Origin of the sequence: Geminicoccus flavidas, assembly GCF_009806515.1 — a bacterium.
Lineage (GTDB): Bacteria > Pseudomonadota > Alphaproteobacteria > Geminicoccales > Geminicoccaceae > Geminicoccus > Geminicoccus flavidus.
In genome coordinates, this window is record NZ_WUJP01000408.1 from 1 (window position 1) to 10,348 (window position 10,348).

Annotated in this window: 12 protein-coding genes; 3 read left to right on the top strand and 9 right to left on the bottom strand. The window is 70.1% G+C overall.

Annotation, left to right across the window (positions count from 1 at the left end):
* From EQG76_RS11555 to EQG76_RS11570, 4 genes are all read right to left on the bottom strand, one after another.
* Positions 1-484: glycoside hydrolase family 3 N-terminal domain-containing protein (locus EQG76_RS11555; RefSeq protein ID WP_321573449.1), on the bottom strand; the 484-nt coding region annotated here is incomplete at its 3' end.
* Entirely contained in the window at positions 484-1,599 is a 1,116-nt protein-coding gene (locus tag EQG76_RS32975; RefSeq protein WP_159713497.1) for an SPOR domain-containing protein, read from the bottom strand. The genes EQG76_RS32975 and EQG76_RS11555, both read right to left, overlap by 1 nt.
* Before the next feature lie 58 nt (positions 1,600-1,657).
* Positions 1,658-3,406: an arginine--tRNA ligase gene (gene argS, locus EQG76_RS11565; RefSeq protein ID WP_159713499.1), complete on the bottom strand. Its 1,749-nt coding sequence runs from the start codon at positions 3,404-3,406 to the stop codon at positions 1,658-1,660.
* Positions 3,403-4,617, bottom strand: coding sequence for a deoxyguanosinetriphosphate triphosphohydrolase (locus EQG76_RS11570; RefSeq protein ID WP_321573450.1), 1,215 nt, complete (start codon positions 4,615-4,617; stop codon positions 3,403-3,405). The genes argS and EQG76_RS11570 overlap by 4 nt, the downstream gene beginning before the upstream one ends.
* 101 nt (positions 4,618-4,718) lie before the next feature.
* On the opposite strand from EQG76_RS11570, the gene erpA reads away from it, so the two are divergent.
* Positions 4,719-5,069 (top strand): iron-sulfur cluster insertion protein ErpA, encoded by a 351-nt coding sequence (erpA, locus tag EQG76_RS11575; RefSeq protein WP_159713503.1) that lies wholly within the window; start codon positions 4,719-4,721, stop codon positions 5,067-5,069.
* Positions 5,070-5,098: 29 nt separating this feature from the next.
* A complete protein-coding gene (gene xth, locus EQG76_RS11580) occupies positions 5,099-5,869 on the top strand; it encodes an exodeoxyribonuclease III (protein ID WP_159713505.1) in 771 nt (256 codons plus the stop codon).
* On the opposite strand, the gene EQG76_RS11585 is transcribed toward xth, so the two are convergent.
* The 3 genes from EQG76_RS11585 to EQG76_RS11595 all read right to left on the bottom strand — a co-directional run bounded on the left by EQG76_RS11585 (position 5,870) and on the right by EQG76_RS11595 (position 7,543).
* Positions 5,870-6,202, bottom strand: a complete 333-nt coding sequence (locus EQG76_RS11585; RefSeq protein ID WP_159713507.1) for a four-helix bundle copper-binding protein — start codon at positions 6,200-6,202, stop codon at positions 5,870-5,872. It lies immediately after the preceding gene.
* 70 nt (positions 6,203-6,272) lie between these two features.
* Complete coding sequence (locus EQG76_RS11590) at positions 6,273-6,617, bottom strand: antibiotic biosynthesis monooxygenase family protein (RefSeq protein ID WP_159713509.1); 345 nt, start codon at positions 6,615-6,617, stop codon at positions 6,273-6,275.
* The gene (locus EQG76_RS11595; protein WP_200840749.1) at positions 6,614-7,543 is read right to left on the bottom strand and encodes an alpha/beta fold hydrolase; all 930 of its coding nucleotides are present in this window, start codon (positions 7,541-7,543) and stop codon (positions 6,614-6,616) included. Before EQG76_RS11595 ends, EQG76_RS11590 begins: the two co-directional genes overlap by 4 nt.
* 180 nt (positions 7,544-7,723) lie before the next feature.
* On the opposite strand from EQG76_RS11595, the gene EQG76_RS11600 reads away from it, so the two are divergent.
* Positions 7,724-8,335, top strand: coding sequence for a CGNR zinc finger domain-containing protein (locus tag EQG76_RS11600; RefSeq protein WP_159713511.1), 612 nt, complete (start codon positions 7,724-7,726; stop codon positions 8,333-8,335).
* A 67-nt stretch (positions 8,336-8,402) separates the two neighbouring features.
* Here the strand turns inward: EQG76_RS11600 and EQG76_RS11605 are convergent, their stop codons facing one another.
* Both EQG76_RS11605 and EQG76_RS11610 read right to left on the bottom strand, forming a co-directional pair.
* A complete protein-coding gene (locus tag EQG76_RS11605; RefSeq protein ID WP_159713513.1) occupies positions 8,403-9,554 on the bottom strand; it encodes a calcium-binding protein in 1,152 nt (383 codons plus the stop codon).
* Positions 9,555-9,863: 309 nt separating this feature from the next.
* A partial coding sequence (locus EQG76_RS11610; protein WP_159713515.1) for an ABC transporter permease subunit occupies positions 9,864-10,348 on the bottom strand: 485 nt, incomplete at its 5' end.

The window sequence follows — 10,348 nt, forward strand, 5'->3', positions numbered from 1 at the left end:
TGTCCAGGAGCCCCTCGGCCAGCGCCCGGCCGAGCTCCGCCACCACGAACGGGTCGCTGGAAAAGGCGCGGCTGCCGATCGCCTCGGTGAGCCCGGGTGCCGCCACGTCCAGCACCGGGGCGCAGGCCACGTCGATGCCGGCTTCCGCCAGATCGCTGCCGATCAGGTGGCCGACCGCGCGGGCGGCCTGCACCGCCTGGTCGGGCTGCCGGGCGAACAGGGCGCCGAGCCCGGCCATGGCCGGCAGACTGCGCCAGACCGGCGGGCACAGCCGCATCACCCGCCCGCCCTCCTGGTCAACTAGGATCATCGGCACGGACGGGGCGGCCGCCGCCCGGATCGAATCGGTGAGGGAACGGAGCTGCGCCCGGTCGGCGACATTGCGCGCGAACAGGATCACGCCCGCGGGCGGCGTCTTCGCCAGCAGGCGCCGCTCGGCCGCAGTGAGTGCGGTACCCTCGATGCCGATCACCGCGGCCAGCATCAGCGGACCACCAGGCAGTCGCTGCCGGCACTCTTGAGCGCCTCGCAGGCCGCCTGCGCTTCCGCCCGACTCGCGAAGCCTTCGAGCTGGGCACGGTAATAGGTGGCGCCCCTGACCTCCGCCTGGGTGATCACCCGGCGCTTGCCCGCGAACACGTCGGGGTGCTTTCGCGCCGCCCGGTCCCAGGCGACGTTGGCGTCCGCCTCGCTGCGGAGCGAGGCGACCTGGATGCGCACCCCGCTGCGCGCGGCCGGCGCGGCCGGCTCCGGTGCCGCGGGCGCCGTCGCGACGACTGTCGGTGGGGCGGGCGGCGGTGCTGCGGGCGCCGGCGGCGGCACGGGCGTGGTGTCGACCACCGCCGGCGGCTCGGCCGGCGGGACCACCGGCATCGGCCCGGCAGCGGCCGCGGGTGCTGGGCTCGGCGCGGGTGTGGCCGGCGGCGCCGCGCGGGGTGCCGGCACCGGCTCCGGTGCCGGCACCGGTGCCAGCGGTGCGGTGACCAGCGGTGCCGTGGCCGGCGGCTCGGGTGCCACCGCCATCACCGAGGGCGGCGGCACCTGCTCGCCGGCGGCAGGTCCGTCAGCGGCCGGCGAGCCCGCGGCCGGCTCGGGCCCCGCCCCGTTATCCTCGGTTGGGATGATGTCGCCGATCGAGACGAGCGGCGGCGCCCCGGCCGTCTGGGGCGCCGCGTCGGGCGCCACTTCGGACGTCGCTTCGCTCACCTCGGCCGAGGGCGGCAGCTCCTCCTCCACCGGCCGGACCGGCGGCCGGCTGTCCACCACCGGGCCGACCTGCGGTTGGGTGTCCGATCGGTTCCCGTCCGGGTCGAGCGCGCTGGCGATCGCGGTGTTGTCGTTGCGCAGGTCCATGCCGCCGGGATCGTCGGGCCGCTGCTTGATCGGCTCGTCGGGGGCCGCCACCAGCACGGGCGTGCCGTCGCCGGCATTGTCCTGCCAGGACAGCCACACGATCGCGCCGAACGCGAAGAACACCAGCAGCACCAGGATCCGGAGCCACCAGCGGGTCGGCTGCTCGTCCGGCAGCGGCTCCTCCAGGTCGACCACCGCCCGGTTCCTCAGGGCCTTCTGCGCGGCGTCGAACGATTCGTCGGACATTGCAGCCATGCTCTCTCAAGAAGTTCTTCGCGCTGACGGGTCTGCGTCGAACGGCAGTTCAGCGCAGCTCGTCGACCGGCGTCACCCCCAATATGTCGAGGCCGGCCGCGATCGCGGTGCGCGCCGCCTCCAGCATCGCCAGCCGCGCCCGCGAGCGCTCCGGCTCCGCCTCGACGAGAAAGCGCAGAGTCTCGTCCTCCGAGCCCTTCGTCCAGAGGCCATGGAGCTCCGCCGCGAGCTCCATCAACCAGAAGGCGATCCGGTGTGGCTCGGCATGCACGGCCGCACCCTCTAGCACCCGCGGCAGCAGGGCCGCCCGCTTGAGCAGGTCGAGCTCGGCCTGATGGGTCAGCAGCGCCAAGTCCGCCCGGTCCAGGTCCTGGGTCAGCTCTCCCAGACCGCGCTGCTCGGCCTGGCGGAACACCGAGCGCACCCGGGCGTGGGCGTACTGGACATAGAATACCGGGTTATCGCGCGACTGCTCGACGACCTTGGAAAGATCGAAGTCGAGCGGCGCATCGTTCTTGCGGGTCAGCAGCATGAACCGCATCACGTCCTTGCCGACCTCGTCGACCACGTCGCGCATGGTCACGATCCGGCCGGCCCGCTTGCTCATCTTGAGCGGCTTGCCCTCGTCCATCAGGCTGACGAGCTGGCAGAGTCGCACTTCGAGCTGGACCTGGTCCTGCGAGAGCGCCTTCACCGCCGCCTTCAGCCGCTTGACGTAGCCGCCATGGTCCGCACCCAGCACGTCGATCAGCCACTGGTGGCCGCGCTGGAGCTTGCTGAAATGGCAGCCGAGATCAGCGGCGAAATAGGTCCAGGCGCCGTTGGAGCGCTTGAGCGGCCGGTCCACGTCGTCGCCGAACGCGGTGGCGCGGAACAGAAGCTGCGGGCGCGGCTCCCAGTCCTCCGACGGCTTGCCCTTGGGCGGCGGCAGCTCGCCCACATAGAGCAGGCCCAGCTCCTCCAGCCGCGCCAGCGCGGCATCCATGGTGCCGTCCTCGATCAGCGAGCGCTCGGACAGGAACAGGTCGTGATGGACGCCGAGTGCCGCCAGGTCGTCCTTGATCACCTGGAGCTGGGCCTCGACCGCAAAACGCTTGAGCGGGTCCAGCCACTCTTCCTCGGGCTTGCCGAGCCAGCGGTCCCCGTCGCGCGCCGCCAGCGCCTCCGCGGTCCGCACCAGGTACTGGCCGGGATAGAAGCCTTCCGGCATCTCGCCGATGTCCTCGCCCAGGGCCTCGCGGTAGCGCAGGTGCAAGGAGCGCGCGAGCGTCTCCACCTGGGCGCCCGCATCGTTCACGTAGTACTCGCGGGTCACCCCATAGCCGACCCGCTCGAGGATCGAGGCCAAAGCGTCGCCGAACACCGTGCCGCGGGCATGGCCAACATGGAGCGGCCCGGTCGGGTTGGCCGAGCAGTACTCGACGTTGACCTTCCGCCCCTGTCCCAGGTCGATCCGGCCAAAATCATTGCCGGCCGCGCGGATCGCCGGGATCACCGCCTGCCAGAAGGTGGGCCGCATTCGCATGTTGACGAAGCCCGGCGGCGCCACCGCCACGTCCTGGAAATCCGCCCGCCCTTCCAGCCGCTCCGCCAGGGCCTGGGCAATGTCGAGCGGCTTCATCCGCGCGGGCTTCGCCAGCATCAGGGCGATCGAGCAAGCCACGTCGCCATGCGCCGGATCCTTGGGCAGCTCCACGGCGACTTTGGCCAGGTCCAGGCCGGCCGGCAGGCGGCCGTCCGCCACGAGCTGGTCCAGGGCGGAGCGGATCTCGGTTTCGATGAGCGCGAACGGGTTCATGGTCGGGTACGGGCAATCCTGAAAAGACGGTCGTGCTCGTCGAGCGCGAATCGGTCGGTCATTCCGGCGACGTAGTCACGCACCGCCTCGGCACATGCCTGCGAGCCGGCCGCTCCGGCCCGGCTGCGCCATTCCTCCGGCAGGCATTCGGGCGCCTCGAAGAAAGTATCGAACAGTGCTCGCAGGATCTGCTTGGCGCGCCGCGTCATCCGGTTGACCGTGTAGTGTTGCCAGACCCGGTCGCGCAAGAAGGTCCTGAGTTGCACCACCGCCTCGTGGGTGGCCGGCGAGAAGGCCACGCAGGGCCCGTCCGCCAGGGCCACGGCGTCGGGTGAGCCCAGATGCAGTGCCGCCAGGCGCTCCCTGGTCTCGGCCAGCAGATCGCGGACCATCCGGTCGATCAGGCGGCGCTGGATCTCCCCGGCCAGCCGTGCCGGCTCCAGGCCCGGCCGCAGGGCGGTCACCTCGTCCACCACCGGCGCTGCCAGCGGCACGGTGCGCAGCTCGTCCAGGCGGAAGAAGCCGGCACGCAATCCGTCGTCGACGTCGTGGCTGCAATAGGCGATGTCGTCGGCCAGCGCCGCGATCTGCGCCTCCACCGAGGGCTGCAGATGGAGGCGCAGGTCCTGCCTGCGGTGCCACTCCGCGATCGGCGCCGGCACGGCCCCCTTGAGCGGGCCGTTATGCTTGACCACGCCTTCCAGCGTCTCCGCGGTCAGGTTCAGCCCGTCGAACCCGGCATAGCGCCGCTCCAGCCGGGTCAGGATCCGGAAGGTCTGGACGTTGTGGTCGAACCCGCCGAACCCGCGCAGGCAGGCGTCCAGCGCCTCCTCGCCGGCATGGCCGAACGGGCTGTGGCCGAGATCGTGGGCGAGCGCGATCGCCTCGGTCAGGTCCTCGTCGACCTGAAGCGCCCGGGCGATCGTGCGGCCGATCTGGCTCACCTCCAGCGTGTGGGTGAGCCGGGTGCGGAAATGGTCGCCGTCCAGGACGGCGAAGACCTGGGTCTTGGCCTCCAGGCGGCGAAACGCGGTGGCATGCACGATCCGGTCGCGGTCGCGCTGCCAGGGCGAGCGCGGCGCGCTGTCCGGCTCCGGCACCAGCCGACCGCGGCTTGTGGCGGGGTCCGCGGCGAACGGGGCACGCGGGGAAAATTCGGCGGGCAGAGGTGCGGAAATGACAGCCTCCCGGGCGCTGGCCTGGTTTGACAATACACGGCCGCTGCCTACTTTGGGATGTGCAGGCTTCATTGGCACCGACCTCGTGATCCGGCCGGCCGATGAGGCGGCGGATCGATCATCAAGGGCAACCCATGTCGCAAGCGAACCCGCGGCCCGACCCGTTCCAGGTCTCCGACAGCGCCGCCCGCCGCATCCGCGCGATCCTGGAGCGCGAGGGCATGGATGACGGCCACCTGCGCGTCGGGGTCTCCGGCGGCGGCTGCTCCGGCTTCAAGTACGAGTTCGAGCTCGGCACCGCGAACGAGCCGGACGACATCGCCATCGAGAAGCAGGGTGCGAAGGTGGTCATCGACGGCATGTCCCTCCTCTACCTGATCGGTTCGGAGCTGGACTTCGTCGAGGACCTGAACGGCTCCTATTTCCAGGTGAAGAACCCGAACGCCAAGTCGTCCTGCGGCTGCGGCACCAGCTTCGCGATGTGAGCCCGGCTCACGCCCCTGCTCGAAAGACGATGATGAAGCTGGTCGCCTGGAACGTGAACGGCGTGCGCGCCCGGCTGGACGCCCTGCTCGGCTGGATCGATGCCGAGGCGCCGGACGTGCTCCTGCTCCAGGAGACCAAGGTCACCGACGACAAGTTCCCCCGTGCCCCCTTCGAGGAGCGCGGCTACCACCTGGCGCTGTGGGGCTCGGCCCCGCTCAACGGCGTGGCGATCCTGGCCAAGCAGGAGCCGCGGGACGTGGTGCGCGGCCTGCCCGGCGAGGACGGCGACACCATGGCCCGCTGGATCGAGGCCACGGTCGGCCCGTTCCGGATTGCCTCGCTCTATCTGCCGAACGGCACCTCGGTGGGCTCCGATTCGTTCGCCTACAAGCTGCGCTATTTCGACCGGATCGGCGCCCGCATGAGTGCGCTCGCCGAGGATGGCGTGCCAGTCATCGTCGGCGGCGACTGGAACGTGGCGCCGGAGGCCTGCGACGTCCACGATCCCGCCTCCTGGGACGGCTCGATCTGCTACCATCCCGACGAGCGCGCCGCCTGGCGCCGCGTGGTCAATCGCGGCTTCTACGATGCCTATCGCTGGCTGAACCCGGCCGGCGAGGACTATTCCTGGTGGCACTATCAGGCCCGTTCCTTCGAGCTGGGCCACGGCCTCCGGATCGACCACTTCCTCCTGTCGCCCCGGGCGATGGACCGGGCGACCGCCTGCCGCATCGACCGAGCCCCCCGGGCGGCGAAGACCGCCTCCGACCACGCGCCGATCATCCTCGAAGCCGCCTGATCAGGCGGCCATCTTCCGGCAGCTCTCCGCACAGCGCCGGCACGCCTCGACACATTCCTCCATGTCGCCGATCCGCGCGCAGTCGTCGGCGCATTCGGTGCAGATCTCGGCGCATTCCCGGCAGGTATGGCGGTGATGCGGCGTGCCGATCAGCATGAAGTGCGCCGAGGTGCGGCAGATCTCGGCGCAGGCCATCATCAGCTTGAAATGGGCGGGCTCGGTGTGCTTGCCGCCCGCCTCCAGGCAGTGGCCCATCGCGGTCGACTGGCAGGTCTGGTAGCAGGACAGGCACGCCTCGATGCACGACTTCATTTCCGGCGTCAGGTGCTGCATGGCAATTCTCCGCTGGCTGCCGCTCACCTGCGGAGAACGCGCACGCTCCATCCATGTTCCCTCCCGGGCCTCACGCCACGCTCCCGCCCGTCCGGCCATGCGCGGAACGGATCTGGAGGATCTGCACGTCCTTCGGCAGCTCGATCAGGAATTCCGGGTCGCGCTCCAGATGATGGATCCGCCTGGGATCGCTGCCGGCAAAGCGCGCCATCGCCTCCACGTTTTCCCAGTAGGAGATGGTGACGAACTCAGTCTCGCCCGCCCGGTCCTCGCGCAGCGACTGCACGCCCATTGCCTTTTCGATCAGCGGCCGGATGCCGTGCTCGAACAGGTAGGCCTCGTACTCGTCGGCCCGTGCTGCCGGCACCCTGCCCCGCCAGATCCGGGCAATGGCAGGCCCGCTCGCATCGCTCATGTCCGGTCTCCCGCATGGTGGCGTTCCAGGAAGCAGCGTGCCAGTGCTGCGACCTCGTCCAGGTTGGTCTCCAGCAGCCAGTGGCCGCCGTCCAACAGATGCAGCTCGGCATCCGGCAGGTCGCGCAGATAGGCCCGCGCCGCCCCTTCCGGCATGTAGCCGTCCTGCGGCCCCCAGACGATCAGGGCCGGCGGGCGGTGCTCACGCAGATAGGCCTGGTAGCGCGGAAACCACTCGAGGTTCTCCCGCAGGCCCTCCATCAGCGCGACCATGACCTCGCGGCGCACCGGATGGTTCAGCTGCGCCCAGGCGAGCTGCCAGAGGTCCGGGCTGATGCGGGAGACGAGCTCGGGCCGGACATCGTTCAGGAACTCGTCGCGAAAGCCCGCCTCGCTCACTGCCGCCGCCAGCTTCCGCCGCCCTTCGGCCGAAGGAGCAGCGAAGTACGCCTTCAGCCCGTCATATTTTGGGCCGAGCTGGTCTGCGTAGATGTCGCCGTTCTGGATGATCAGTGCCGCGATCCATTCGGGCCGTCGGATCGCCAGCCGCAGCCCGATCTGCGAGCCATAGTCGTGCAGGTAGAGGGCCGTGCGTCCGAGTTCCAGCGCCTGGGTGAAGCGGTGCAGAAAGCCGGCGTAGCCATCGAACGTATAGGAGAACTCGGCCGGGTCCGGCGTGGCGCTGTGGCCGAAGCCAGGGAAGTCCGGGGCGATCAGCCGCCAGCGGTTGGCCAGCCGCGGCATGAGCTGGCGGTACTGGAAGGACGAGCATGGATAGCCATGCGGCAGCAGGACCACCGGCCCGTCCGCCGGACCGGCTTCCCGATAGAAGGTCCGGATGCCGTCGACCGTGACGAACTGGTGCCGCACCGCCCGGTCGGCGGCATCACTGCGGTGCTGCCCGGCCCGTTCTTGCTGAAACTGCAAGCTGCGTCTCCTCAAGGCTAGCCAGTCGGATCCGATGGCGGGCCGCGTGGTTGCTCCTTGGACATCCGCACTGAAGCGGGCGGAGGTAAAGGCAGGAGGAACTCGGCGTCCCCACATCTTATAACCGCTCAACAGCTTTTAGCCGGTTACGTTCCACCGTGACGGCTGGTGGAGAACGATTTGGCCCAATCGCGTGCAGGCAGCCTGGCGCTGGTGGGCGGCGTGCTGGCCCTGGATTTTGCCAACACCGCCGGCGGCCGCGATCTGCCGGAGCCGATCGAACACCTCCAGGCTCCCCGCCACCTCCTGGACTGGTCGGTCCACGCTTCTGTCCTGCCGCCGGAACTGGCCGGGTCGCTACACGCCACCCTGGCCGCCGACCCGAAGGCGGCGCAGGCCCTGCTGGAAGCGGCACTGGGCCTGCGGGAAGCCATCCACCGGGTCGGCAGCGCCATCGCCCAGCGCCGCACCCCGGCCGCCCCGGATCTCGCCACGCTCCGGCAGGTTTCCGCCGCAGCGCTGGCAGAAGCCCAACTCGCACCCGACGAGAGCGGCCGGTGCAGCCTGCGCTTTGCCGCGGCACCGGCCACAGCCGCCATCCTCGGTCCGATCGCCTGGTCCGCCCTCGACCTGCTCCGCCAGGGCGACCTCGCCCGCCTGAAGCAGTGCCCGGCCGCCGACTGCGGCTGGCTGTTCCTCGACACCACCAGGAACGGCTCGCGGCGCTGGTGCGACATGGCCACCTGCGGCAACCGCACCAAGGCCCGGCGCCACCGCCACAGCACCGCCTGACCCGGCGGGACAAAAAAAGCCCCGGCCGCCTGTACGGCCGGGGCTCCCGGTCGAGCCGGAACCCAGTTCAGCCGAACCAGCTGGCATCCACCCCGGTCACGCCTGTGAGGGTGAGGGTGTGGTTCAGCCCGAGGTTGAGCACGGTGTTGCCCTCGACCACGCTGGCATTGGCGATCGCGTTTTCGACCGTGTTGCCCTCGCCGCGCAGCGAGATCGTATCGGTGCCGATCTCGAAGTCGGCGATGGTGTCCTGGTCGCCTTCGGTGCGCAGGACGACGAAGATATCGGCACCCGCCCCGCCGGTCAGCGTGTCGTTGCCCGCCTGGCCGTTGATCTCGTCGGCCCCGGCGCCGCCGTTCAGGATGTCGTCGCCGGTCCCGCCGGTCAGCTTGTCGTCGCCGTCGCCGCCGAGCAGTTGGTCATTGCCGTCCTTGCCATCCAGCGTGTCGTTGCCAGCGCCGCCATCGAGGGTGTCGTTGCCCAGGCCGCCGAACAGCTGATCATTCCCGTCCCCGCCGAACAACTGATCGTCGCCGAGCGCGCCGAAGAACCGGTCGTCGCCGTCGCCGGCATGGATCGTGTCGTTGCCGGCACCGCCCGTGCCGATGTCGTTGCCGGTGTTGACGGTCAGGGTCTCGCTGCCACCGTAGATGACGTCATCCCCGGCGCCACCGTCTAGGCTGTCGTCGCCGAACTCGCCGAAGATCTGGTCGTTGCCCTCGCCGGCGAAGATCCGGTCGGCGGCCCCGACGGTGGGCTCGACACCGACGGCGGTGCGGTCTCCCCAGGCGATGTCGTCACCCTCGCCGCTGGCAATGATGTCGCTGCCATTGCCGCCATAGGCGCGGTCGCTGCCGGCGCCGGCAATGATGACGTCGTTGCCGTCGCCGCCCATCAGGCGGTCCAGGCCGTCACCGCCGCGCAGGACATCGTCGCCGTTGTTGCCGAACAGGTCGTCGTTGCCGGCCCCGCCATCGACGATGTCGTTGCCGCCTGCGCCATACATGCCCTTGTCGTTGCCGTCGCCGCCGTAGATGCGGTCATCGCCATCCTCGCCGTTCAGCATGAGGTCGTCGCCGGCCTCGCCGAACAGCAGGTCGTCGCCCGCCCCGCCGAAGATCCGGTCGTTGCCTTCCAGGGCATGGATCTCGTCCGCTTCCGGCGTGCCGGGGATCGGGGGGTCTTTGTCGTCGCCTGGGGTACCGAAGATGAGCGCCATGATTGTTCCTGACTGGGAAGGTAGAGCTGGTCAGCTTGCAGTGGCGAGGGAGGTCGCCCGGTCGCACGGACGCACCCGCTCGGAAATCCACTGAAGGGACAGGATCATGCTGCCGGTTTCTCATGCCGGGAGCGCACCCGTTGATCCTGTCGGCCAGCGACACGCACCGCACGCCGGGTCGCCTTGCACGTGCGGAGCACCCGGACGATCGCGGGCCGGCGCCGGCCGCGCATCGCCCGCCATTGCCGCATCGGGGACACATCCGGACACAGCTGCGTGAGAAGGTCGTGAGCGCTTGAGAACGGCGGCTCAGAACCGCCAGGGCAGCGTTCCTGCCGGCAGCCGGTCGCCGAGCCGGTCGATCGCCACCACCAGCAGCACCACTACCGCAGTGGCCGAGAGCGCCACCGCACTGGCCTCGCTGACCAGGCCGGCTTCCTCCAGCGAGAACAGCACCACCCCCAGCGTCTCGGTGCCGGCAGTCCACAAGAGGGCCGACACGGTCAGCTCGTTGAATGCCAGGAGGAAGGCCAGGAGCCCGCCGGCCGTGACCGCGGGCCAGATTGCCGGCAGGACCACATGGAACAGCCGGGCGAGCGGCCCGGCCCCATCCAGGGCCGCCGCCTCCTCCTGGGCGCGCTCGAGCTGGGCGAGTGCTGCCAGCGGCGGCTTCAGCACGACTGGGAGGAAGCGCGCCATGTATGCGAACAGGATGATCCAGGGCGTGGCGTAGATGGTGATGCCCAAGAGCGGCAGCGGCCGGGCGAACAGGAGGATGCAGGCGATCGCCAAGA

Coding starts and splice junctions, on each gene's coding strand:
- EQG76_RS32975 (WP_159713497.1), bottom strand. CDS start 1,599: ATGTCCGACGAATCGTTCGACGCCGCGCAGAAGGCCCTGAGGAACCGG.
- argS (WP_159713499.1), bottom strand. CDS start 3,406: ATGAACCCGTTCGCGCTCATCGAAACCGAGATCCGCTCCGCCCTGGAC.
- erpA (WP_159713503.1), top strand. CDS start 4,719: ATGTCGCAAGCGAACCCGCGGCCCGACCCGTTCCAGGTCTCCGACAGC.
- xth (WP_159713505.1), top strand. CDS start 5,099: ATGATGAAGCTGGTCGCCTGGAACGTGAACGGCGTGCGCGCCCGGCTG.
- EQG76_RS11585 (WP_159713507.1), bottom strand. CDS start 6,202: ATGCAGCACCTGACGCCGGAAATGAAGTCGTGCATCGAGGCGTGCCTG.
- EQG76_RS11590 (WP_159713509.1), bottom strand. CDS start 6,617: ATGAGCGATGCGAGCGGGCCTGCCATTGCCCGGATCTGGCGGGGCAGG.
- EQG76_RS11605 (WP_159713513.1), bottom strand. CDS start 9,554: ATGGCGCTCATCTTCGGTACCCCAGGCGACGACAAAGACCCCCCGATC.